This is a genomic window from Tessaracoccus lacteus (genome assembly GCF_029917005.1).
Lineage (GTDB): Bacteria > Actinomycetota > Actinomycetes > Propionibacteriales > Propionibacteriaceae > Arachnia > Arachnia lactea.
The window spans coordinates 739,824-760,917 of the sequence record NZ_CP123967.1; the positions used below are offsets into that span (position 1 = coordinate 739,824).

The window sequence follows — 21,094 nt, forward strand, 5'->3', positions numbered from 1 at the left end:
GCGAGTTCAGGGAACCGGAGGCGAGCTCAGAGAGCCACCCGGGTCGTTGAGCACTTCGACGAGCTCAGCACAGGCCTGTCGAAACGCCCTGAGCGCAGCGAAGGGTCTCAGCTTGGCAGCAGGGTTTCGCCTCGCTTCGCTCGGCGCCCTTCGACGAGCTCAGGGAGCCACCCGGGTCGTTGAGCTTGTCGAAACGCCCTGAGCGCAGCGAAGGGTCTCAGCTTGGCAGCAGGGTTTCGCCTCGCTTCGCTCGGCGCCCTTCGACGAACTCAGGGAACCGGAGGCGAGTTCAGGGAACCGGAGACGAGCTTCCTTTTTCAGGCTGCCGTTCGGGCGCGCAGCTCCTCGCGGATGCGGGTAGCGCCGGTGCGCAGGATCAGAGCCGTGGACACGGCGCCGGGGTCGACGACGCCCACCGAGCTCTCGGACTTCAACGCGGAGCGGCCGCGGTGCGCGACCATCGCGGCGGTCGCGTCGCGGGCCTCGTCGGCCGCGTCGACGGCGTCAAGGATCGCGCTCTCGAGGTCGGCCCCGCGTCGGGCGTCGGCCTCGAGGGAGTCGAGGGCCGGCAGCAGCACGTCGACCATGGTCTTGTCGCCCCGCACGGCCTTGCCGCGCGCCATCACACCGTTGGTGCCCTGCCGGAGCGACGCGGCGACGCCGGCAAGCGTGAGGTGATCAGGCCAGGTTGCTCCCACCCGCAGCAGAAGGGTGCCGAACAGCGGGCCGGAGGCGCCGCCCACGGTCCCGACTAGGGACATGCCCACCTGGCGCATCGCGTCGTTGGCGTTGGGACACTCGCTCAGGTCGAGCCGGCGGGCCGCCGCGAAGCCGCGGTACATGTTCGTCCCGTGATCCCCGTCCCCCAGGATGCCGTCCAGTTCATTCAGCTCGTCGACGCGCCCTTCAAACACGTGGGTGCACTCGTCGAGCCACTCGGAGACAGCGGCCACGGTCGGCATGGGGGTCCTTTCGGTCGATGGGAGAATCTCGATTCTCCCACAAGTCCGTCGGGGCTCCCCACCACGGCGCAAGCGTCAGCGCAGGCCGCGGAGGAAGTCCTCGTCGTCATCGGGAGCCTTCGCGACGCGCGGCGAAGGCGTGCCCGCGCTGGGGCGGCCGAAGAACAGCCAACTGAGCGGACCGACGACCGGCGCGCAGATCACCAGGAAGGCCCACAGCCAGCGCGGCATCGCGCGGACCTGTCCCGTTCTGGTCTGGGCGACCTCGACCACGCAGTACACGGTGAGCATCACCACTGCGACGATGAGGAGAACCCGGATCATGCCGCAAGTCTACCGTCGGGTTCGCCTTCCCGGCGGGCGGCCCGCGACCGATAGTCTGGCGGGCATGGACGTCGATAGGGTGCAGGCCTTCCTTGACGGGGGGCCCGGCCTCTGGCTCGCCGACGGTGACGGCGTCGCCCCCGACGGCTGCGTTGTCGTGGCGACGTCGGGTTCGACCGGGTCCGCCAAGCTCGTGATCCTGAGCCGGTCGGCGCTCGTTGCAGCCGCTGAGGCGGCCGCCCACCGGCTCGGCTATCGCGCGACCTGGCACCTGGCCCTGTCCCCGCGTTACGTGGCGGGGCTGATGGTGCTCGTCCGGGGGTTGCTCGGCGCCGGCGTGCGCGAGGCTTCAACGTCCCTGGGCGACCTCGACCCGGCCCCCGGCCGCAACTGCGTCTCGATCGTCTCGACCCAGCTGTACCGCGCGCTGGAGAACCCCGAGACCGCGTCGCGGCTGGCCGCCTTCGATGCCGTGCTGGTCGGGGGAGCCGCGCTCGGCGCCGAGCTACGGGCCAGGGCCGAGGCGGCCGGCGTCCCCGTCATCGAGACCTACGGCATGAGCGAGACGTGCGGCGGCGTCGTGTGGGACGGCGTCCCGCTGCCCGGCGTCGACATCCAGCTCGGGGAGCACGGCCGCGTCGCCATCGCCGGGCCGACGGTGTTCGCCGGCTACCTCGGGCGACCGGAGTTGACCGCCGCGACCCTGGTCGACGGCGCGGTCCTGACCGCCGACCGGGCGCACGTCGCCGACGGGCGGATCGCCATCGACGGCCGTTTCGACGACGTCGTGATCAGTGGCGGGGTCAACGTCGACCTGGCGGTCGTGCGTGCGGCGGTCGCGGCGCTGGACCCGGAGACCGCTGTGCTGTCGGAGCCCGACGCGGAGTGGGGCGTCTCCGTCGTCCTTGTGGCGACGGGTGGCACGCTCGCGGGCTGGCGCGACCGGCTCCGCGGCAGTCTGCCGAGCCCGTTCCTGCCGCGCAGGTTGGTCCTTGTCGATCGCCTACCGCGCACGCAGGGGGGCAAGCCAGACCGCGCGAAGCTGCGCCACCTCCTAGACTCGTCGGCGACATGAACTCCTCTCTTGCAGTCTGGGTCGCCGGCGCGCGGCCCCGCACACTCCCCGCAGCCATCGCCCCCATCCTCGCCGGAGCCGCCTCGGCGCTGGCCGTCGCGGGGGCGACGGGGGGCCGATTCTGGCTCATCACGGCCCTGTGCGCGGTCGTCGCTCTCGCGCTGCAGGTCGGCGTCAACTACGCCAACGACTACTCCGACGGCGTCCGCGGCACCGACGACGACCGTGTCGGGCCGCTGCGGCTCGTCGGCTCCGGGCTCGCATCCGCCCAGGCCGTCAGGACGGCCGCGTTCGCCGCCTTCGGAGTGGGCGCCGTAGCCGGGCTCGTCGTCGTGGCGCTCAGCGGCCAGTGGTGGCTGCTGCTCGTCGGAGCCGTGAGCATTGTCGCCGCCTGGTTCTATACCGGCGGGACGACACCCTACGGCTACCTCGGCCTCGGCGAGGTGATGGTCTTCGTGTTCTTCGGGCTCGTCGCCACGGTCGGCACCACCTACGTGCTCGCCGGCGTCGCCCCGCCGCACGCCTGGCTCGCCGGGGCTGCGGTCGGCGCGCTAGCCAGCGGCATTCTGGTCGCCAACAACCTGCGCGACATCGCCACCGACCGCGTCGCCGGGAAGCTGACGCTGCCCGCCCGCCTCGGCGACCCCCGCTCGCGCATCTTCCACGCCGGCCTCTGCGCCCTCGCAGGGGTCTGCGTCGTCGGGTTCGCGGCGCTGACCACCTGGTGGGCGCTGCTCGCACTGCTCGGGCTGCTGCTGCTCGTCGCGCCGCTGCGGCTCGTGCTCGGCGGCGCCATGGGGCCGAGGCTCATCCCGGTCATCCAGGGGACCGGCATGGCCGAGATCGGCATCGGGCTCGGCCTGCTGGTGGGGACGTTCCTCGCATGACCGCGGCGCCGTTCGTCTACGACATACCGATGGCTGTCGGCTTCCGCGGCATCGCGCGCCGCTCGGGGGTGCTCTTCGAGGGGCCCGCCGGGTGGGCCGAGTGGAGCCCTTTTCCCGAGTATGACGACGAGGAGGCGGCGCCGTGGCTGGTCGCGGCCCTCGAGTGTGCCGCCGACGGGTTCCCCGAGCCGGTGCGCGACACCGTCGAGGTCAACGGCATCGTCCCGGCGCTTGCCCCGCAGGCGGCCGCCGACCGCGCTGTCGCGTCGGGCTGTCGCACCATCAAGATCAAGGTCGCCGGGCCGGGATCCGCGCTCGACGACGACCTCGCCCGCGTCCGCGCCGTCCGCGCCGCCGTGCCCGAGGCCAGGCTCCGCATAGACGCCAACGGCGGGTGGGACCTTGCCACCGCGACCCGCGCGCTGGAGGCGCTCGAGCCGCTGCGGCTGGAGTATGCCGAGCAGCCCTGCGCCAGCGTCAACGACCTGGCCGCGCTGCGCTCCCGCCACACGGGCGTTCTGATCGCCGCGGACGAGTCGATCCGCCGGGCCTCGGACCCGCTGCGCGTCCGCGACGCGGGCGCCGCCGACGTCGCCGTGCTCAAGGCGCAGCCCATCGGCGGGATCCGCGCCTGCCTGGACCTGGCCGCGGACCTCGGCCTGCCCGTCGTGGTGTCCAGCGCCGTCGAGACATCCGTCGGGCTGCGGGCCGGTCTCGCGCTGGCCGCGGCGCTGCCCGAGCTGCCGTACGCCTGCGGGCTCGAGACGGCGCGACTGCTCGCCGGCGACGTCACCGGCGAGCCGCTGGCCCCGGTAGATGGGGCACTGCCTGTGCGTGACGTGGTCATCGACCCGTCGCTGCTCGCCGCGCACCGCGCCGACGACGAGCTGCGGGACTTCTGGCTCCGGCGCCTTGCGCGGGTGTCGCGGATCGTGGAGGAGACCAGATGAGCAGCATCGCGCTGGGCGCGACCATCGTCGACGCCCTGATCGGGGTCGGCGTCACCGACGTCGTGCTGGCGCCCGGCTCCCGGAGCGCGGCCCTGGCACTGGCCGTCGACCGCGCCGCGAGGGCGGGGAGCCTCAGGCTGCACGTCCGCGTGGACGAGCGCGTCGCCGGATTCACCGCCCTCGGGATCGCGAAGGCGAGCCGTCGCGCGGTGGCCGTCGTCACCACGTCGGGCACCGCCACGGCCAACCTCGGGCCAGCCGCCATGGAGGCCACCGCGGCCGGCGTGCCGCTGCTGCTGATCACTGCCGACCGGCCGGCGCACCTCGTCGGGAGCGGGGCCAACCAGACCGGCGACCAGGCGGGCATCCTCGGCCCGTCGGCGCTGGCCGTGCTGAGGATCGGATCCGAGTCGGGCGACGATAACGACTGGGCCGCGGTGGTCCAGCGGGGCGTCGTGCTCGCGGAGGGCCGTCGGACCCGTCGCGCGGGGGCGGTGCAGGTCAACGTCGAGTTCGCTCCGCCTCTGGTGGGCGAGCTGCCGCCGGCCCGGCCGCGTCCGCTGCGCGTCGCCGGGTCGGCGGGGCACACCACCGTCGACCTGGACGCGCGCCGCACGGTCGTCCTGGTCGGCGACGCGACCCCCGAGGAGGGAGCGGAGGCCCGCGCCCTGGCGGAGCTCGGCGGGGCGCCGCTGCTCGCCGAGCCGTCGTCCAATGCGCGCGTCGGGGCAAACGCCGTGCCGGACTACCGGCTGCGGCTGGGCGCGCTCGGCGGAGACATCGAGCGGGTCGTCGTGTTCGGGCATCCGAGCTTGTCGCGCCCAGTCACCGCGCTGCTGTCCCGCGACGACATCGAGCTGGTCGTGGTCAGCCCCGGGGCCACGTGGGTCGACCCGGGGCACCGCGCGGCGGTCGTCGCCGACCGCGTGCTGCTCGAGGATCAGGACCCCGAGTGGCTGCCGCGCTGGTTCGAGGCACTGCCCGAGGCCGCCCCGCCGACCGGCCGCGACCTCGTCACCGCGACAGTGCTCGAGTCGCTGGGACCCGACGACGACCTCGTGCTCGGCGCCAGTTCGATCATCCGCGCCGCCGACCTCGCCCCCATCCGGGAGCGCGCCCCGCGGGTGTTCGCGAACCGCGGCCTGGCGGGCATCGACGGCACCGTCGCCACCGCGACGGGGCTGGCGCTGGCGACCGGGCATCCCACGACCGTGCTGCTCGGCGACCTCACGGCCCAGCACGACCTCGGCGCCCTCGTGAGACCCCCGTCGGAGCCATGGCCGGAGCGGCTGCGGGTCGTCGTCGTAGACGATCGCGGCGGCTCGATCTTCCGCGGCCTGGAGCAGGGGGCGCCTGAGTACGCCGACAGCTTCGACCGCGTGTTCCTCACGCCCCAGGGCGTGGACCTGGTGGCGGTCGCCGCGGCACTCGGCTGGCGGGCGGCCCGGGTCGCGGCGGACGCGCTCGCCGACGCGTTGGCCTCCGACGCCGACTTCATCGTCGTCGACCTCTCCTAGCCGCCACCCCTATTGACCGACGCCACCCCTATTGACCGACGCCACCCTTGTCGACACATGCCACCGCCATGGCGGTGGCATGTGCGAAGAGGGGTGGCGTCTGCGCACAAGGGTGGCGTGAGGCGTCAGACGTCAGACGGCGGGGAGTTTCCGGTCCTGGGCCGCGATCCACTCGCGCACGGCCAGCGTCGCGCGGACGTCGTCCTCGTTGTACTCCAGCACCCGGTCTCGGGCAGCGGCCCGCGCCTCCGGGCTGGGGCCGTCGACGGCCTCGTTGAACCACGACTGCGACGCGAGGCCGCCCGGCTCCTCGTCGCGCCAGGAGAAGCCGGCGCCCTTGTGCGCGACGACCTTCAGCCCCAGCCCGTCGACGCCGACGAAGTTGTCGCGGACGAAGCCGAACAGGTCGACGAAGTGGTCCCTGATCAGGCCCGCGGCCTGGGCCAGGGCGGGATCGCCCGTGCGCTCCGCGAGGCGTCGGATGTGGATCGTCTCGTAGTCGCTGTAGTGGTAGACGCGCAGGTCGGGGTGTTCCGCGGCCAGCGCGACGAGCCACCGCGCGAACTCGCCGGCGAGCTCGCCCTCCTCGGGCTTGCTCAGGTGGTCGAAGCGGCTGAAGTGCTCGAAGCGGGTCCCTGACGCGTCCGTGACCAGCGCGCCCCACAGGTAGACGGTGCCGTCGTCGGCCGTCTCGATATCCAGGTCGACCTCGAAGGGCGAACGGGGCACACCGATCGGGTCGTCGGTGACGCGCTCCAGGTCGACGCCGGCGGCCAGCATCCGGGCCCGACGGGCGGCCTGCCTCAGGCGCTGTTCCGAGCGGTCGCGGTGTCCGGTCAGCGGCAGGTACGACGGCAGGAGGGCTTCGACGTCGGTGGTGGCCAGCTCGGCGACGGTGTTGATACCGAGGCCCAGCAGCGTCTGCAGTTCGCGCACGTCGAGCGGCGCCTTCGAGATGCGCAGCGACAGGTCGTCGTCGTCGATCATCGGGCGGCACACCTGCCACCAGGCGCACCACTCGCACTCCTTGACGCGGATAGGGCGTACGACCGGCGGCGGGTCGTCGACCCCGGTACGCGCCATGGCGCTCTCGGCGACATGGAGCCGGAACCTGAACTCGTGGTCGTAGCGCTCGAGGGCGGAGCGCAGCTTGTGCCCGGCGGACTTCGAGTAGGTGCGGATGAACTTGGCGTTGAGGTCGATCCAGGTGATGGTCGGCTCCGCGCTGAGCGCCCGGTCGTCGCCGACCAGCCCGACCCACGCGTCGGCCGACGAGAAGCCGCAGGCCTCCAGGAGACGCCAGTGGTGCACCAGTTCGAGCAGCGCCCCCTCGCGGTAGGTGCGGAACCGCGTCTTCGGGAGTCCCTCGACGCTGCCCGGGTCGGCCAACGTGGAGGTACGGAGGCTGGGTGCGCCCGTGTGCTTCTCGCGTACCCGGTAGGGCTTGACCTTCAGCGGCCAGTAGCCGGGGGAGCCCTCCGCATGGTCGACGCCGCGCACGAGCGCGTCGGGGCGGCCGCTTCGGTGCCCCTCGAGGTCCAGCGGCAGGACGCCGCCGATGATCACGGGCGCGCCGGCACCCAGTGCGGCGAGCGTCGCGGCCTCGCGCTCGGTCCATGGCCGGTCCTCGCCGGCCGGGACGCGCAGATCGACGGCTCCGGGGGCCTGGGCCAGCCGGGTGAGGACCTCGTCGCGGAAGTCGGAACCGCCCTGGAACGACTCGCGCAGCGACTCGTCGAGGGGCGTGGTGGGCTGCTCCAGCGTGGGGTCGAAGGTGTGGTGCGTCTTCACCGGGCAGGAACGCGCGGCGTAGGCGTCGAGAACGATGGTGTCCACGTCGAGCGTTAGGCCTTCCAGGCGCGGTGCAGCGAGACGATGCCGCCGGCGTGGTTCTGCCACTCCACGTCGTCCCAGCCGGACGCGACGAGGAGGTCGGCCAGTCCACGCTGGTCGGGCCAGGCGAGGATCGACTCGGCGAGGTAGCCGTAGGCGACGGGGTTGCTGGAGAGCTTCGCGATGCGGGGGAGGGCCGCCATCAGGTATTCGTTGTAGATGTGGCGGAACACCGTGTTGGTGGGCGTGGAGAACTCGGCGATCACGACGCGGCCGCCGGGCCTGGTCACCCGCAGCATCTCCCGCAACGCGGCAGCGGTGTTCTCGACGTTGCGCAGGCCGTAGGAGATGGTCACCGCATCGAACGTGTCGTCGCGGAAGGGCAGCGCCAGGGCGTCGCCGGCCACGAAGTCGATCGCCGGCTGCTGGACCCGGCCCTGGTGCAGCATACCGAGCGAGATGTCGCTGGCAATCACGAACGCACCGGACTCCGCGAAGGATGCCGAACTCGTGCCCGTCCCGGCGGCGAGGTCGAGGATGCGCTGGCCCTCGCGCGGCGCAACCGCCGCGACGGTCGCACGCCGCCAGCGGTGTACCTGGCCGAGGCTCAGCACGGTGTTGAACAGGTCGTAGCGCTTCGCCACCCCGTCGAACATGGCGGCGACGTCCACCCGCTTCTTGTCCAGACCGGCGCGCTGATTCTCCATGCGGTAACCCTAGCGCCGCGCAGGTGGGACCGCCCGCCGAACCCAGCGGACCTCGATGTGCGCTGTGTTGGGCCTGTGGGTGACAATGGAAAGCGTGGCTAAGAAAGACGTAGTGCTCCAGGTGGACAACCTCAAGAAGGGCTATGGCCCCGTGACCATCGTGGAGAACTTCTCGATGAAGGTACATGCGGGTGAGGCCGTCGCGCTCACAGGGCGCAACGGTGCCGGCAAGTCCACCGTGCTGCGCTGCCTCGTCGGGGCTGACCGCCCCAGCGAGGGGACCGTCACGGTCAACGGCGTGAAAGTCTCCGAGACCAACCCGGTGATCCGGCGCGAGGTTGCGACCGTGATCGACGACCTCGACTTCTTTCCCGATCTCAGCGTCGTGGAGCACCTCGATCTGCTCGCCCGCGCCCACGGGCTGACCGACCCGGACGCGCTCGTAGACGAGGTGCTGGAGGAGGTGCAGCTCGTGCCGCAGGCCGGCCAGCTGCCGTCCACCCTGTCGTCGGGCCAGCGTCGCCGCCTCGCGCTCGCGACGGCCTTCGTCCGGCCCCGCTCGCTGCTGGTGCTCGACGAGCCGGAGCAGCGACTCGACGTCGAGGGCGTCGAGTGGCTCGGTCGTCGCCTGAAGCAGGAGCTGGCAGGCGGGCTCGCCATCGTGCTCGCCAGCCACGAGCCGACGCTGCTCGAGGCCATCGGCGCCCGCCAGCTGAGGCTGGGCGCCTGATGACGACCACCGACCCCCGCTTCGGCGAGATCGGCGTCGTCGACGAGAAGCAGCTCACGCTGCTGATGCGCGACTGGCGCAAGGGTCGCGCCGACCGCAACATCCTCCAGGCGCTCTCCGACGGCTACGTCATGGTGTTCAGCATCGTGCTGATCGGCGCCATGATCATCTCCTCGATCGTGCAGGCCCAGCAGGACGTCGCCGGCTGTACGGCTGAGGGCTGCCTCGCGGCCCGGAGCCTGCTGCCGTGGGCCTCCGTCGCCGGCATTCTCGCGTTCACCCTCCTCATCTCCCGCATGTTCGGCCCGGTCGTCGCATCGGCTGCTGAGGGGTTCTGGCTGATGGACGGTCCGACGGACCGCCGTCGGCTCCTGGCCCGCCGCCTGGTGGCCGCCATCGCGCTGGCCTTCGGCGCCGGCGTGCTCTTCGGCGCGCTGATCGCGGCGCTGACCGGATCGCCGCTGCCGAACATCGGCATCTGGGCGCTGGCCGGTGGCTTCGGTGCCGCGGGCCTCGTGGCCTTCGCGGCCGCCGAGCAGGGCGCCGAGCGCGCCTGGATCGTCATCACGCTGCAGTGGCTGATCGGCGCCGTCGCGATCGGCACCATGGTCGCCCTCGTCGGCGGGGCCGCGGGCTGGTTCGCCCTCGGTGGTCTGGCGACGCTGTCGGTCGAGCTCGCGTTCATCATCGCCGGCGTCGGCGCGCTGCTGATCGTCGTCGCGGGTTTCATCGCCTACCGCCGGCTCACCAACATCCGCCGCCAGCGCCTGACCTCCGGCGGCTCGCTGCTCAGCGGCCTGCAGGGCGCGGCCTTCGCGCTGGAGTTCGCGCTGATCCGAGACATCATCGTCGAGGCCAAGTCCAAGGAGCGCGGGCACGTCAGCCCGACGCGCGGCACCGGCTCCGGCATGACCGCCCTGGTGTGGCGCGATGTGCAGCGCCTGTGGCGCCAGCCGCTCCCGCTCGTGACGCTGCTCGGCAGCGCCGTCGTCCCCTACGCCGTGCAGGCGCTGGGGCTGTCGCAGATCAGCCCGCCCATCTCGGCGCTGGTGCTGATGTTCGCGCTGGTCCCGTTCATGAACTCGCTGCGCGTCCTGACGCGCACCAAGGGTCTGCAGCGCTGCTTCCCCTATGACCCGGCGCAGGTCAAGCAGGCCGCCATGATCGTGCCCGCGATCCTCGCGCTGCTCTGGTCGGCGGCCGTGGTGCCTGCTTTCCTCGGCCTCGCGGGCGGGGCTGAGGCCGACATCGTGACGGCCATCAGCTCCGCGTTGGTGACCGGCATCGCCGGCCTGCTGGCCGCGATCCGCTGGATCTCCGCCAAGCCCGCCGACTACTCGGGCCCGATCGTCGCCACGGGCGCGGGCGCGATGCCGCCCGGCCTGATCTTCTCGCTGCTGCGCGGCTTCGACATGGTGGCGCTCGTCACCCTGCCGATCGTGTTCGGCTGGCCGGTGTGGATCTCGCTGGTACTCGCCGTCATCGCGTTCAGCTTCCTGCGCTCGGGCTTCGACAAGGACCAGCTGTTCGAACAGCAGGAGGAGCAGAAGCGTCTCCTGGAAGAGGAGAAGGCCCGCCGCTCCGGCGCCGCCGCCCCGGGCAAGCAGAAGATCCAGGTCCAGCGGAAGCGCTAACGCCGCCCCACCCCGTCGACCCCCGCCCCGTCGACCCCCACCTCGTCGGCCCCCTGCAGACGCCAACGAAATACACAGACGCCAACGATATTCGCGCGAATATCGTTGGCGTCTGTGGTTAGCGTTGGCGCCGCGGAAATATCGTTGGCGTCTGCGGGGCCAGGCCGGTTTGGGGCCGCGGGAGAGGGCAGGGGCGGGCGGCCGTCAGCTGGGGGCGACGCCGAGGGCCTGGAGCATCGGCACGAACTTGGCCGCCGTCTCCTGCACCTCGACGCTGGGCGTCGAGTCGGCGACGATGCCTGCGCCCGCGAACAGCTGGATGGACTCCGGGGACTCGGGGCGGACCTGGCCGCCGCGCAACGCGATGGCCCACTCCCCGTCACCGTCCATGTCGACCCAGCCGACGGGGCCGGCGTAGCGGCCGCGGTCGATCGTCTCGACCTCCGCGATGATGTCCATCGCCAGGTGCGTCGGGGTGCCGCACACCGCGGCGCTGGGGTGCAGGGCCGCCGCGAGAGCGAGCGAGGTGGCGCCCGGCTCGACGACGCCCGTGACGTCCGTGGCCAGGTGCATGACGTTGGGGAGCCGCAGCACCGACGGGGAGTCGGGCACGTTCATCGCCCGACAGTAGGGCGCGAGCGCGTCCGCCACCGAGCGGACGGCGAAGGCGTGCTCCGACATGTCCTTCTCGGATCGGGCGAGCTCGGCAGCCAGCGCGAGCGGATCGACGGCGCCGCTGCCGTCCTGCCACACGGTGCCCGCGAGCACCCGGGACGTCACGAGGCCACCCTGGCGCCGCAGCAGCAGTTCGGGGGTCGCGCCGACCAGGCCGTCGATCAGATACGCCCAGGTCATGGGGTAGGTCTCCAGGAGGCGGCCATAGATGTGGCGGAGGTCGAGGGGACCGTCGGCCTTGAGGTGCAGGTCGCGGGCGAGCACGACCTTGTCGACCTCGCCGCTGCGGATCAATGTGACCACCTCGGCGACGATGCGCTCCCATTCGCCCCGCCGCAGCGATCCGCCCATCTGGGTGATGTGACCGGGGCGGCGGGTCGGCTCCCCGGGGGAGGGGAGTGCGGTTCCCCGCCGGGCGTCCCCGAGCCTGGTCATCCAGGCGAGGTCGCCGCGTCGGCCGATGATGACCTGCGGGACCGTGAGGACCGAGCGCTCCATCGAACGGTCGGGATCGAAGATGAAGGAGCCGAGCGCCAGGGGGCCGGTCCCGAACTCGCCCGGCAGCTCGGAATCGTGGTCGATCTGGTTGGAGATCTCGTCCCACCACACGTCTGCGGCGTCGAGGCGGTCGGTCTCGAAGCGCGCCACTTCGCCCAGGGCGACGACGCCGTCGCCGCGTCGGATGAAGGCGCTGCCCGGGCCGGACTCCGGCAGGAAGCGCTCAAGGGGACCGGGATCGGCGATCGCCACTGTCGTTGCGCGCATGCGTGCGGTGCCGAAGTCGAGAATCACCCTCTGGAGCATACTGGGGCGTCCGAATGCTGGGCGACCCGGTGCGTCGCGTGTCCGCCATCGTGGCATGCCGACCGGCACCGACGGGCGCCGCCGGGCCCTGACCTGAGGACCTCCGGACCTCCCGGCAATTAAGCAAAAGGAATCTCTCGAAAAGATTCTCAAAACCCCTTGTCAAGGCATTGTCGGTCCGACTTTCCCCTCGTTTGTCCGAAAACTTTGACGGCCCCTAGACTGATCGCTGAATCTGATCAGAGCTGAGGAGCCGCTTCATGTCGTTCACCAGTCCCTCGGGGGAAAGTGCTCCCACGGAGTCTGACGTCATCGTCGTCGGGGCCGGCCCTGGAGGGTCGACGACCGCGGCCTACCTGGCGCAGCACGGGCTGAACGTGACGCTGCTGGAGAAGTCGGAGTTTCCGCGTGAGAAGGTGTGCGGCGACGGCCTGACCCCCCGCGCCACGAGGGCACTCACGCGACTGGGCGTCGACACCTCGCAGGAGAACGGCTGGCTCCACAACAAGGGCCTGCGTGTCTACGGCGGACGCACCGAACCGTTCGAGATGGACTGGCCGGACCTCACCGACTTCCCGCCCTACGGCCTCGTCCGTCCCCGCGCCGACTTCGACGACATGCTGGCGAAGCACGCCGTCGCGGCGGGCGCCACGCTGCTTCAGAACACCAACGTCGACGGCGCGATCCTTGACGACCGCACCGGCCGCATCACGGGCGTCACGACCAAGGACGGCCGCCGCTACCACGCGCCGCTGGTCGTCGCGGCCGACGGCAACTCATCGCGGCTGGCGGTCTCGATGGGCCTCAACAAGCGCGAGGACCGCCCGATGGGCGTGGCGGTGCGCACGTACTACACGAGCCCCCGTACCAACGACGACTACCTGGAGAGCTGGCTCGAGCTCTGGGACGGCGAGCGCGGCAAGTCCAACCTGATGCCCGGCTACGGCTGGGTCTTCGGCATGGGCGACGGCACCTGCAACGTAGGCCTCGGCGTGCTCAACACGTCGAAGGGCTTCGGCAAGACCGACTACCGCGAGCTGCTGAAACGCTGGACGGACGGCACCCCCGAGGAGTGGGGCTTCCGCGAGCAGAACCAGATCGGCAAGGTGCAGGGCGCCGCGCTGCCGATGGCCTTCAACCGCCAGCCCGCCTACGGCCGTGGCCTCGTGCTCGTCGGCGACGCCGGGGGCATGGTCAACCCGTTCAACGGGGAGGGCATCAGCTACGCCATGGAGTCCGCGGAGATGGCCGCCGACGCGATCGTCGAGGCCCGCTCGCGCGGCTTCAACACCAGCTCGGCCGAGCGCGCGATGCGCGCCTACCCCGAGCGTCTCAAGGCCGAACTCGGCGGCTACTTCCGCCTCGGCACCGTCTTCGTGAAGCTCATCGGCGACCCCCGGATCATGAAGCTCTGCACCACCTACGGGCTGCCGCGGCCGAGGCTCATGCGCTTCGTCCACAAGCTGCTCGCAAATCTGACCGACGCGCACGACGGCGATGCGGCCGACCGCATCATCAACGCGCTCTGCAAGGCCGCCCCGTCGGCCTGATCCGGAAGGAATCCAAGGATGAATCCGTACATCCCCATCGTGGGCATGGTGATCCTGGCGACCGCGTTCGTCCTGATCTCCATGGGGCTGAGCCTCGTCGTCGGCCCGCGTCGCTACAACCGCGCGAAGTACGACAGCTACGAGTGCGGCATCCAGCCCACGCCGCAGCCGGCCGGCGGGGGCAAGTTCCCGGTCAAGTACTACATCACGGCGATGATGTTCATCGTCTTCGACATCGAGGTCGTCTTCCTGCTGCCGTGGGCCGTGGCGTACAACCAGCTCGGCTGGTTCACGAAGATCGCGATGATCATCTTCATCGTGCTCTTCTTCATCCCCTACTTCTATGTCCTGCGCCGCAAGGGCCTCGACTGGGAATGATCGGAAGGATCTGAACATGGGAATCGAAGACAAGCTCCCCAGCGGCATCCTCCTGACCACGGTCGAGGGGGTGTTCGGCTGGCTGCGCAAGGCGTCGTTCTGGCCCGCGACCATGGGTCTGGCCTGCTGCGCGATCGAGATGATGGCCTACGGCACCCCGCGTTACGACGCGGGTCGGTGGGGCCAGGAGGTGTTCCGCGCGTCGCCGCGTCAGGCCGACCTGATGATCGTGTCGGGCCGCGTCTCGCAGAAGATGGCGCCGGTCATCCGCCAGGTGTACGACCAGATGCCGAACCCCAAGTGGGTCATCTCGATGGGCGCCTGCGCGTCCTCGGGTGGCATGTTCAACAACTACGCCGTCGTGCAGGGCTGCGACCACTTCCTGCCGGTCGACATGTACATCCCCGGTTGCCCGCCCCGCCCCGACATGCTGATCGACGCGATGTTCAAGCTGCGCGAGAAGGTCCAGCACCGTCCGATCGGCCCGAACGAGGCCGCCGCGATCGAGGAGGCCGAGCAGGTAGCCCTCGCCGCACCCGCCAAGATCGAGATGAAGGGCCTCATGCGATGAGCGAGCAGACCCCCGAGAACACCGAGAACCTGCCCTCGACCGGAGAGCCGACGCCGAAGGCGCCCGTCTTCGAGGAGAAGAGGGGCATGTGGTCGCGCGGTTCCAGCGACACCTCCGGCTACAACCTGCTCGACCGCGAACTGGCGATGCCGGGAGCCTCGCAGCCGCCCTTCGGCGAGCCGTTCGACGCCATCTACAACCGCGCGCTCGAGGTCGTCCCCGAGTTGCGCGGTGCGCTGGTGCTGTTCGACCGCGGTGAGCTGACGATCTACGTCCCCCGCGAGCACCTCCTGAAGACCGTGGCGCAGTTCCGCGACGACGCTTTCCTCCGCTTCGAGGTCTGCATGTCCGTCTCGGGCGTGCACTACCCGCAGGAGAGGGGCGCGGAACTCCACAGCGTCTACCACCTGATGAGCTTCACCCACAACCGCCGCGTGCGGCTCGAGGTCAGCTGCCCCGAGGAGGACGCGCACATCCCGTCGGTCGTCGGCACCTACCCGATGGCCGACTGGCACGAGCGCGAGACCTGGGACATGTTCGGGATCATCTACGACGACCACCCGGCTCTGACCCGCATCCTGATGCCCGACGACTGGAAGGGCCACCCGCAGCGGAAGGACTACCCGCTCGGAGGCGTCGACGTCGAGTACAAGGGCGCCAAGGTCCCCGCCCCCGACAACCGGAGGAGCTACTCCTGATGAGCACTCACGCAGCCACTGAGGACATCTTCGCCGGCTCGGGCGACGAGCCGAAGGCCGACCGCGTCTACCTGGCGCAGGGTGGCGACTGGGCCGACATCGCGGGCGAGCAGGCCGAGCGCGGCGACGAGACCATCGTCGTCAATATGGGCCCGCAGCACCCGTCGACGCACGGCGTGCTCCGCCTCATCCTCGAGATGGACGGCGAGACCGTCACCTCGATCCGCCCCGGCATCGGTTTCCTGCACACCGGCATCGAGAAGAACATGGAGTTCAAGACCTGGACCCAGGGCGTGACCTATGTCACGCGCATGGACTATGTCGCGCCCCTGTTCAACGAGGTCGCCTATTGCTTGGCGGTCGAGAAGCTGCTCGGCATCACCGATGACATTCCCGAGCGGGCCAGCATCATCCGCGTGCTCGTCATGGAGCTCAACCGCATCGCCTCCCATCTGGTCGCCATGGGCACCGGCGGCATGGAGATCGGCGCTCTGACCGTCATGACCATCGCGTTCCGCGAGCGCGAGATGATCCTCGACTTCCTCGAGGGCCTGTCCGGCCTGCGCATGAACCACGCGTACGTCCGCCCCGGCGGCGTGGCCAACGACCTGCCGGAGGACGGCATCAGCCACCTGCGCACGGTCATCGACTGGCTGAAGAAGCACCTGCCCGAGTACGCGACGTTCTGCAACGAGAACCCGATCTTCATCAACCGCCTCTCGAACGTCGGCGTGCTCGACCTGAGCGCCTGCATGGCACTCGGCGTCACTGGCCCCCGACTCCGGGGCACCGGCTACGGCTACGACCTGCGCAGGATGCAGCCGTACTGCGGTTACGAGACGTACGACTTCGACGTCGTCACCTGGCCTTCGAACGACTGCTACGGCGCGTTCCGGATCCGCCTGCAGGAGTGCTGGGAGTCGCTCAAGATCGTCGAGCAGTGCCTCGAGCGCCTCGAGCGAACGCAGGGCCAGCCTGTCATGGTCGCCGACAAGAAGATCGCGTGGCCCGCGCAGCTGGCGCTCGGCCCCGACGGCCAGGGCAACTCGAACGAGCACATCAAGCACATCATGGGCGAGTCCATGGAGGCGCTGATCCACCACTTCAAGATCGTGACCGAGGGCTTCAAGGTGCCGGTCGGTCAGGTCTACCAGGCCATCGAGTCGCCCAAGGGCGAGCTCGCCTGCCACTTGGTCTCCGACGGTGGCACCCGTCCCTACCGGGCCCACTTCCGTGACCCGGGCTTCAACCACCTGCAGGCCATCCCGGCGATGTGTGAGAACGGCATGATGTCCGATGTCGTCGTCGCCGTCGCCAGCCTCGACCCCGTCCTTGGAGGTGTGGACCGATGAGCGGCCACTTCGAGAGCCATTTCCCCGAGTCCGGCTCGGTCGACTACGCGGACCAGTCCACGAACATCGACGAGACCACCATCAGCGAGCTGCGCCTGCTCGCAGGCCGCTACCCGCAGCCCCGCTCGGCGCTGCTGCCGATGCTGCACCTGGTGCAGAGCGTCGACGGCCGGGTCAGCCCCCGCGGCATCGAGGTCTGCGCCGACATCCTGGGCATCTCCACCGCCCAGGTCTCCGGCGTGGCCACCTTCTACACCATGTACAAGCGGCGCCCGGCGGGCAAGCACCACGTTGGTGTCTGCACGACAGCGCTGTGCGCGGTGATGGGCGGCGACATTCTGCTGGAGCGCGCCAAGAAGCGCCTCGGCATCGACGAGAACCAGACGACGCCCGACGGCCAGGTCTCGCTCGAGCGCCTCGAGTGCAACGCGGCCTGCGACTTCGCCCCGGTGATGATGGTCAACTGGGAGTTCTTCGACAACATGACCCCCGAGAAGGCGGACGAGCTGCTCGACAAGCTCACCCGCGACGAGGAGGTCAAGTCCCCGCGCGGGGCCACCCTGACCTCCTGGAAGCAGGCCGAGCGCGTGCTCGCCGGCTTCCCCGACGGCCGCGCCGACGAGGGCCCGTCGGCGGGCGAGGCCTCGACGCTGGGCCGCCGCCTCGCCGACGAGAACAGCTGGGCCGCCCCCGCCGCCGACGCGGCGCCGGCCCCCGCCACTGAGGAGGCCGCGAAGTGACCGACCTGCTGACTCCGGTACTGAGCGCCCACTGGGGCGATGAGCAGTCCTGGAAGCTGGCCCGCTACGAGGCGACCGGCGGCTACCGTGCGCTGCGCACCGCGCTCGGCATGTCTCCCGACGACCTGATCTCGCTCGTCAAGGACGCCAACCTGCGCGGCCGTGGCGGCGCGGGCTTCCCGACGGGCATGAAGTGGTCCTTCGTCCCGCAGGACAACCCGAACCCGAAGTACCTCGTCGTCAACGCCGACGAGTCGGAGCCGGGCACCTGCAAGGACATGCCGCTCATGCTCGCGACGCCGCACACCCTCGTCGAGGGCGTCATCATCGCGTCGTACGCGATCCGCGCCAAGCACGCGTTCATCTACTGCCGCGGCGAGGTCCTGCACGTGATCCGACGCCTGCAGCAGGCCGTGCGCGAGGCCTACGCGGCCGGCTATCTCGGCAAGAACATCATGGGCACCGGCTACGACCTGGACATCATCGTCCACGCCGGCGCGGGCGCCTACATCTGCGGCGAGGAGACGGCTCTGCTCGACTCGCTCGAGGGCCGCCGCGGGCAACCGCGCCTGCGTCCCCCGTTCCCGGCGGTCGCGGGCCTCTACGCGTCCCCGACGGTGATCAACAACGTCGAGTCCATCGCCTCGGTGCCGTCGATCGTCGCCAACGGCGCGGCCTGGTTCCAGTCCATGGGCACCGAGAAGTCCAAGGGCATGACCCTCTACTCGGTCTCCGGCCACGTGAGGACGCCCGGCCAGTTCGAGGCCCCCATGGGCATCACGCTGCGCCAGCTGATCGAGCTGGGTGGCGGCATGCGCGAGGGCCACGAGCTGAAGTTCTTCACCCCCGGCGGCTCCTCGACCCCGATCCTGACGGCCGAGGGCCTCGACCTGCCGCTCGACTACGAGTCGATGGCCGGGGCAGGCACGATGCTCGGCACCAAGGCCCTGCAGGTGTTCGACGAGACCACCTCCGTGGTCCGCACGACGCTGCGCTTCGTCGAGTTCTACAAGCACGAGTCCTGCGGCAAGTGCACCCCGTGCCGCGAGGGTTCCTGGTGGCTCGTGCAGCTGCTGATGAAGTTCGAGGCAGGCACCGCACAGGAGGGCGACGTCGAGAAGCTCCTCGACCTGTGCGACAACATCGGCGGACGCTCCTTCTGCGCGCTGGCCGACGGTGCCGTGGCGTGCGTGACCAGCGCGGTGCGCCACTTCCGCGCCGAGTTCGAGCTGGGCTACCACACGCCCGCCTGGGAGCTCTTCCCCTACGAGAAGAGCGCGCTGTTCACCACGGAAGGAGACGCGCGATGAGTGTCGAGACGAAGACGGCCTCCGAGGTCGCGCCGAAGCCCGATCTGGTCACGCTGACGATCGACGGGACGCAGGTGAGCGTCCCGAAGGGCACGCTGATCATCCGCGCCGCCGAGATGATCGGCACCGCGATCCCGCGCTTCTGCGACCACCCGCTGCTCGACCCCGTCGGCGCCTGCCGCCAGTGCATGGTCGAGATCCCCGACGCCGGCAACGGCCGCGGCTTCCCGAAGCCCCAGGCGTCCTGCACCATGCCGGTCGCCGAGGGCATGAAGGTCAACACGCAGGTCACGTCCCCCGTCGCCAAGAAGGCGCAGGAGGGCATGCTCGAGCTGCTGCTGATCAACCACCCGCTCGACTGCCCCATCTGCGACAAGGGCGGCGAGTGCCCCCTGCAGAACCAGTCGATGTCACACGGCCACGGCGAGTCCCGCTTCACCGAACTGAAGCGCACGTTCCCGAAGCCGGTGAGCATCTCCGCGCAGATCCTGCTCGACCGCGAGCGCTGCGTGCTCTGCGCTCGCTGCACCCGCTTCTCCGAACAGATCTCCGGCGACCCGTTCATCGCGCTGGTTGAGCGCGGCGCGCTGCAGCAGATCGGCACCTACGAGCAGGACCCGTACGACTCGTACTTCTCCGGTAACGTCGTGCAGATCTGCCCCGTCGGGGCCCTCACGTCGGCCGCCTACCGCTTCCAGGCCCGCCCGTTCGACCTCGTGTCGACGCCGACGACCTGTGAGCACTGCGCGTCCGGCTGCGAGCTGCGCACCGACCACCGTCACCACCAGGTCAAGCGCCGCCTCGCGGGCAACAACCCGGCCGTGAACGAAGAGTGGAACTGCGACAAGGGCCGCTTCGGTTTCATGTACGGGCGCGGCGACGACCGCGTCACACGTCCGCTGGTCCGCCGCGACGGCGTCCTGCAGCCCGCCAGCTGGCCCGAGGCCATCGATGCCGCGGTCCACGGCCTGCGCGCCGCCGGCACCTCCGTCGGCGTGCAGACCGGCGGCCGCCTCACCGTCGAGAACGCCTACGGCTACGGCAAGTTCGCCCGCGCGGTGCTCGGCACCAACTCGGTCGACTTCCGCTCCCGCCCCGGCTCCGCCGAGGAGGCCGACTTCCTGGCCGCCCACGTGGCGGGCAAGGGCCTGGCCGACTCAGTGCAGTTCACGGACCTTGAGAGCGCCAGCCACGTCGTGCTCGTCGCGTTCGAGCCCGAGGACGAGATGCCCAGCATCTTTCTCCGCCTCCGCAAGGGCGTCCGTAAGAAGGGCCTCAAGGTCACCACGCTGGCGCCGTTCGCTTCGCGCGGCACCGTCAAGCTCGGCGCCACGCTGGTCCCGGTCGCCCCCGGCGGCGAGGCCTCCGCGCTGGACACCCTCGAGGGGCTCGACTCCGGCTCCGTCATCCTGGTGGGGGAGCGCGCCGCGACACTACCCGGCCTGCTGACCGCCGCCGTCGCGAAGGCCGACGCCACCGGCGCCCGCCTGGCCTGGGTGCCCCGTCGCGCAGGCGACATGGGCGCCATCGAGGCCGGCTGCCTGCCGGGCCTGCTGCCCGGCGGCCGCCCCGTCGCCGACGCGGCCGCCCGCGTCGACGTCGCGTCGCACTGGGGCGTCGAGTCCCTGCCGACCGCCCCCGGACTGAGCGCCGACGAGCAGTTCGCGGCCCTGGCCGACGGGTCGCTCAAGGCCCTCGTCGTCGCCGGCGTCGACCCGGCCGACCTCGCCGACCCGGACGCCGCGCTGGCCGGCCTCGAGTCCGCCCAGTTCGTCGTCAGCATCGAGCAGCGCCTGAGCCCCGTGACCGAGCGGGCCGACGTCGTGTTCCCCGCCTGCCTCCTCGAGGAGCAGAACGGACACTTCCTGAACTGGGAGCACCGCGAAGGCCGAGTCCGCATCATCAACAAGGCGACCGTTTCCCCGATGAGCGACCTGCGAATCCTGGCCGCGCTGGCCGACGCGCTGGGCTCCGACCTGGGGTTCCGTGCCGCGAAGCAGGCCTGGGCCGACTTCACAGAGCTCGGGTCCTGGGACGGCGACCGCGCGAGAGCGGTCGGCGTCGTGGCCCCGGAGCAGGCGCCCGAGGGCACCCTGGTCGTGGGCTGGCGCGAGCTGCTCGACGCCTCGAAGGGCACCGACTACGAGCCGGCGCTGCGCGCCACGGCCCGCCCGAACGTCGCGCGTGTCTCCACCGCGACGGCCGAGCGACTCGGCCTCGGCGAGGTCGTCACCGTCAGCCTCGGGGCCCGTTCGCTCATCCTGCCTCTCGAGGTGACCGAGCCGATGGTCGACGACGTGGTCTGGGTCCCGCTCAATCCGGGCGCCGACCGTATCTTCGCTGCCCCCGGTACACCGGTGGTTGTGGCACCCGTCCTCGTGGAAGAAGGGGAGTAGA

General features: G+C 70.7%; 19 protein-coding genes. 14 read left to right on the plus strand and 5 right to left on the minus strand.

The window, feature by feature from the left end; genetic code table 11:
* Positions 1-317 precede the first annotated feature (317 nt).
* Positions 318-962: a dihydroxyacetone kinase subunit DhaL gene (dhaL, locus tag QH948_RS03340; protein WP_281145523.1), complete on the minus strand. Its 645-nt coding sequence runs from the start codon at positions 960-962 to the stop codon at positions 318-320.
* Positions 963-1,037: 75 nt separating this feature from the next.
* Positions 1,038-1,286 (minus strand): PLD nuclease N-terminal domain-containing protein, encoded by a 249-nt coding sequence (locus QH948_RS03345; protein ID WP_281145524.1) that lies wholly within the window; start codon positions 1,284-1,286, stop codon positions 1,038-1,040.
* A 64-nt stretch (positions 1,287-1,350) separates the two neighbouring features.
* Between QH948_RS03345 and QH948_RS03350 the strand changes: the two genes are divergently transcribed.
* Genes QH948_RS03350 through menD form a run of 4 tightly spaced genes read left to right on the plus strand, consistent with a single transcriptional unit; the run spans position 1,351 to position 5,715 of the window.
* Positions 1,351-2,361, plus strand: coding sequence for an AMP-binding protein (locus QH948_RS03350; RefSeq protein ID WP_281145525.1), 1,011 nt, complete (start codon positions 1,351-1,353; stop codon positions 2,359-2,361).
* Positions 2,358-3,248, plus strand: coding sequence for a 1,4-dihydroxy-2-naphthoate polyprenyltransferase (locus QH948_RS03355; protein WP_281145526.1), 891 nt, complete (start codon positions 2,358-2,360; stop codon positions 3,246-3,248). The genes QH948_RS03350 and QH948_RS03355 overlap by 4 nt, the downstream gene beginning before the upstream one ends.
* Positions 3,245-4,198 (plus strand): o-succinylbenzoate synthase, encoded by a 954-nt coding sequence (locus QH948_RS03360; RefSeq protein ID WP_281145527.1) that lies wholly within the window; start codon positions 3,245-3,247, stop codon positions 4,196-4,198. Before QH948_RS03355 ends, QH948_RS03360 begins: the two co-directional genes overlap by 4 nt.
* On the plus strand, positions 4,195-5,715 hold the full coding sequence (menD, locus tag QH948_RS03365) for a 2-succinyl-5-enolpyruvyl-6-hydroxy-3-cyclohexene-1-carboxylic-acid synthase (protein WP_281145528.1): 1,521 nt from the start codon (positions 4,195-4,197) through the stop codon (positions 5,713-5,715). Before QH948_RS03360 ends, menD begins: the two co-directional genes overlap by 4 nt.
* 132 nt (positions 5,716-5,847) lie before the next feature.
* Here menD and QH948_RS03370 read toward each other — a convergent pair whose 3' ends face one another.
* Positions 5,848-7,551, minus strand: a complete 1,704-nt coding sequence (locus tag QH948_RS03370) for a TM0106 family RecB-like putative nuclease (protein ID WP_281145529.1) — start codon at positions 7,549-7,551, stop codon at positions 5,848-5,850.
* Between the two features lie 8 nt (positions 7,552-7,559).
* Complete coding sequence (locus QH948_RS03375) at positions 7,560-8,255, minus strand: demethylmenaquinone methyltransferase (protein WP_281145530.1); 696 nt, start codon at positions 8,253-8,255, stop codon at positions 7,560-7,562.
* An 85-nt stretch (positions 8,256-8,340) separates the two neighbouring features.
* Between QH948_RS03375 and QH948_RS03380 the strand changes: the two genes are divergently transcribed.
* On the plus strand, positions 8,341-8,985 hold the full coding sequence (locus QH948_RS03380; protein WP_281145531.1) for an ABC transporter ATP-binding protein: 645 nt from the start codon (positions 8,341-8,343) through the stop codon (positions 8,983-8,985).
* On the plus strand, positions 8,985-10,619 hold the full coding sequence (locus QH948_RS03385) for a DUF6297 family protein (RefSeq protein WP_281145532.1): 1,635 nt from the start codon (positions 8,985-8,987) through the stop codon (positions 10,617-10,619). The genes QH948_RS03380 and QH948_RS03385 overlap by 1 nt, the downstream gene beginning before the upstream one ends.
* A 204-nt stretch (positions 10,620-10,823) precedes the next feature.
* Here QH948_RS03385 and QH948_RS03390 read toward each other — a convergent pair whose 3' ends face one another.
* Positions 10,824-12,086, minus strand: a complete 1,263-nt coding sequence (locus tag QH948_RS03390) for an isochorismate synthase (RefSeq protein ID WP_281145533.1) — start codon at positions 12,084-12,086, stop codon at positions 10,824-10,826.
* A gap of 272 nt (positions 12,087-12,358) precedes the next feature.
* Between QH948_RS03390 and QH948_RS03395 the strand changes: the two genes are divergently transcribed.
* Genes QH948_RS03395 through QH948_RS03430 form a run of 8 tightly spaced genes read left to right on the plus strand, consistent with a single transcriptional unit; the run spans position 12,359 to position 21,093 of the window.
* A complete protein-coding gene (locus tag QH948_RS03395) occupies positions 12,359-13,648 on the plus strand; it encodes a geranylgeranyl reductase family protein (RefSeq protein WP_281145534.1) in 1,290 nt (429 codons plus the stop codon).
* A gap of 18 nt (positions 13,649-13,666) precedes the next feature.
* Positions 13,667-14,026, plus strand: coding sequence for an NADH-quinone oxidoreductase subunit A (locus QH948_RS03400; RefSeq protein ID WP_281145535.1), 360 nt, complete (start codon positions 13,667-13,669; stop codon positions 14,024-14,026).
* A 16-nt stretch (positions 14,027-14,042) separates the two neighbouring features.
* On the plus strand, positions 14,043-14,597 hold the full coding sequence (locus QH948_RS03405) for a NuoB/complex I 20 kDa subunit family protein (protein WP_219080878.1): 555 nt from the start codon (positions 14,043-14,045) through the stop codon (positions 14,595-14,597).
* A complete protein-coding gene (locus QH948_RS03410; RefSeq protein WP_281145536.1) occupies positions 14,594-15,295 on the plus strand; it encodes an NADH-quinone oxidoreductase subunit C in 702 nt (233 codons plus the stop codon). Before QH948_RS03405 ends, QH948_RS03410 begins: the two co-directional genes overlap by 4 nt.
* On the plus strand, positions 15,295-16,647 hold the full coding sequence (locus QH948_RS03415; RefSeq protein WP_281145537.1) for an NADH-quinone oxidoreductase subunit D: 1,353 nt from the start codon (positions 15,295-15,297) through the stop codon (positions 16,645-16,647). Before QH948_RS03410 ends, QH948_RS03415 begins: the two co-directional genes overlap by 1 nt.
* Entirely contained in the window at positions 16,644-17,387 is a 744-nt protein-coding gene (gene nuoE / locus QH948_RS03420; RefSeq protein ID WP_281145538.1) for an NADH-quinone oxidoreductase subunit NuoE, read from the plus strand. The genes QH948_RS03415 and nuoE overlap by 4 nt, the downstream gene beginning before the upstream one ends.
* Positions 17,384-18,697 (plus strand): NADH-quinone oxidoreductase subunit NuoF, encoded by a 1,314-nt coding sequence (nuoF, locus tag QH948_RS03425; RefSeq protein WP_281145539.1) that lies wholly within the window; start codon positions 17,384-17,386, stop codon positions 18,695-18,697. Before nuoE ends, nuoF begins: the two co-directional genes overlap by 4 nt.
* Complete coding sequence (locus tag QH948_RS03430) at positions 18,694-21,093, plus strand: NADH-quinone oxidoreductase subunit G (RefSeq protein ID WP_281145540.1); 2,400 nt, start codon at positions 18,694-18,696, stop codon at positions 21,091-21,093. Before nuoF ends, QH948_RS03430 begins: the two co-directional genes overlap by 4 nt.
* The last annotated feature ends 1 nt before the right edge of the window (position 21,094 follow it).

What these genes read in the sequence shown, in the direction of transcription:
- dhaL (WP_281145523.1), bottom strand. Translation starts at nt 962, where the DNA reads ATGCCGACCGTGGCCGCTGTCTCCGAGTGGCTCGACGAGTGCACCCAC.
- QH948_RS03345 (WP_281145524.1), bottom strand. Translation starts at nt 1,286, where the DNA reads ATGATCCGGGTTCTCCTCATCGTCGCAGTGGTGATGCTCACCGTGTAC.
- QH948_RS03350 (WP_281145525.1), top strand. Translation starts at nt 1,351, where the DNA reads ATGGACGTCGATAGGGTGCAGGCCTTCCTTGACGGGGGGCCCGGCCTC.
- QH948_RS03355 (WP_281145526.1), top strand. Translation starts at nt 2,358, where the DNA reads ATGAACTCCTCTCTTGCAGTCTGGGTCGCCGGCGCGCGGCCCCGCACA.
- QH948_RS03360 (WP_281145527.1), top strand. Translation starts at nt 3,245, where the DNA reads ATGACCGCGGCGCCGTTCGTCTACGACATACCGATGGCTGTCGGCTTC.
- menD (WP_281145528.1), top strand. Translation starts at nt 4,195, where the DNA reads ATGAGCAGCATCGCGCTGGGCGCGACCATCGTCGACGCCCTGATCGGG.
- QH948_RS03375 (WP_281145530.1), bottom strand. Translation starts at nt 8,255, where the DNA reads ATGGAGAATCAGCGCGCCGGTCTGGACAAGAAGCGGGTGGACGTCGCC.
- QH948_RS03380 (WP_281145531.1), top strand. Translation starts at nt 8,341, where the DNA reads ATGGAAAGCGTGGCTAAGAAAGACGTAGTGCTCCAGGTGGACAACCTC.
- QH948_RS03385 (WP_281145532.1), top strand. Translation starts at nt 8,985, where the DNA reads ATGACGACCACCGACCCCCGCTTCGGCGAGATCGGCGTCGTCGACGAG.
- QH948_RS03395 (WP_281145534.1), top strand. Translation starts at nt 12,359, where the DNA reads ATGTCGTTCACCAGTCCCTCGGGGGAAAGTGCTCCCACGGAGTCTGAC.
- QH948_RS03400 (WP_281145535.1), top strand. Translation starts at nt 13,667, where the DNA reads ATGAATCCGTACATCCCCATCGTGGGCATGGTGATCCTGGCGACCGCG.
- QH948_RS03405 (WP_219080878.1), top strand. Translation starts at nt 14,043, where the DNA reads ATGGGAATCGAAGACAAGCTCCCCAGCGGCATCCTCCTGACCACGGTC.
- QH948_RS03410 (WP_281145536.1), top strand. Translation starts at nt 14,594, where the DNA reads ATGAGCGAGCAGACCCCCGAGAACACCGAGAACCTGCCCTCGACCGGA.
- QH948_RS03415 (WP_281145537.1), top strand. Translation starts at nt 15,295, where the DNA reads ATGAGCACTCACGCAGCCACTGAGGACATCTTCGCCGGCTCGGGCGAC.
- nuoE (WP_281145538.1), top strand. Translation starts at nt 16,644, where the DNA reads ATGAGCGGCCACTTCGAGAGCCATTTCCCCGAGTCCGGCTCGGTCGAC.
- QH948_RS03430 (WP_281145540.1), top strand. Translation starts at nt 18,694, where the DNA reads ATGAGTGTCGAGACGAAGACGGCCTCCGAGGTCGCGCCGAAGCCCGAT.